The sequence below is a fragment of the Polynucleobacter sp. 35-46-11 genome, from assembly GCF_002281105.1.
The window spans coordinates 1-1,401 of sequence record NZ_NCFJ01000607.1 but is presented as its reverse complement, the minus strand read 5'-3'; the positions used below and the strand labels follow the sequence as shown (position 1 = coordinate 1,401).

The following is a 1,401-nucleotide window of genomic DNA, read 5'->3' as shown; positions in this document are numbered from 1 at the left end:
TTCTCACCTACGATTTCGTGCGTATCTTGATTTTCTCTGGCTTAAGCGATCACTCAATTAGCGACCGATTCTTTGAGCTACTGCGGGATCGCCTATTGCCCCGCCTTATTCGTGAAACCCGCAAACACTGTGGCCGCACCACTCGTAGCAAGCCTTCGCAGCGGGAATTAGAATTTTTAATGGGCCTGCATGGTGGTATTTTTTACATCGGAATGCGCCGCTGGATTTATGGGCAAGCCATCTACGACTCCGGCAACCCCAATACTGAACAAGAAATCATTCAAGATCGGATTAGCTCTTATCTCAGTTCAGCAAAAGCTTTATTTACTACTGGTAAAAAATAATATGACAAACCTCAGCCTAAATCATTTTTCTATCCGCAGCTTAGAGATTGAAAAGACCACTCAGTTTTATAGTGAGGTGCTTGGACTAACGGTTGGACCACGCCCAGAGTTTCCATTTCCAGGGGTCTGGCTTTACAACGGTGATGAAAACGATTGGGCCAATGCAGTACTACATTTAATTGCGATTGATAAAAATGATCCCAACGGTCTCAAGCAATACCTTGGCGAGCGTGATCCAAGCTCACTCTATGGCTCGGGAGCTGTGGATCACATTGCATTCTTTGCTAAAGGTTTGGAAGCTAAGCTTGCTCAACTAGATAAATTGGGCGTTCCTTGCAGACAACGTACGGTGCCTGTTTTACAGCTTCACCAACTTTTTTTGGACGATCCTAACGGCATCGTGATTGAATTAAATTACCCTGCTGCTGAAAAAGCAGCCTTAGATGCTAAGGCTGCATAAGCAAAGATGGCAAAAATTCTCGTCATCGGCGGATCCCTTGGAGGCTTATTTGCAGCCAATATATTGCTGCGCCAAGGTCACGATGTCACCTTATTAGAAAAAGCAATTGGCTCATTGGATGGTCGAGGTGCGGGGATCGTGACACATGATGCACTTGCAGATGCTTTGCGTGAAGCAGGTATTGCTGTTGATGACAGTCTAGGAGTTGCTGTATCGAAACGCGTTACCTTGGGTGTCAATGGTGAGAGCCTGGGAGAAATGCCGCTCCCACAAATTCTGACTTCATGGAGTCGCCTGTATCACCTGCTTAAGGAGAATTTTCCGAGCGAGCGTTATTTACAGGGCAAGAATGTAAAAACTGTTAGTCAAGATTCCAATACCGTTCAAGTAGTTTGTGAGGATGGCAGTAGTTATCAGGCTGAGCTGCTAATAGCATCCGATGGCATTCGTTCCGCAGTGAGAGCTCAAGTAGCGCCAAGTATTCAGCCTGAATATGCGGGATATATTGCATGGCGTGGTGTATGCGATGAAAGTCATTTATCGAATTACACCCTAGACACCCTCTTTAATTATTTTGGCTTTTGCCTTCCCAATGGC

General features: G+C 45.6%; 2 protein-coding genes and 1 pseudogene. All 3 read left to right on the top strand.

Annotated features, from left to right (window positions below; translation table 11 throughout):
- Positions 1–344: pseudogene (locus B7Y67_RS18090) on the top strand (TetR/AcrR family transcriptional regulator); the annotation flags it as partial.
- Position 345: 1 nt separating this feature from the next.
- Complete coding sequence (locus B7Y67_RS18085; RefSeq protein ID WP_293599821.1) at positions 346–804, top strand: VOC family protein; 459 nt, start codon at positions 346–348, stop codon at positions 802–804.
- Positions 805–810: 6 nt separating this feature from the next.
- Positions 811–1,401: FAD-dependent monooxygenase (locus B7Y67_RS18080; protein WP_293599820.1), on the top strand; the 591-nt coding region annotated here is incomplete at its 3' end.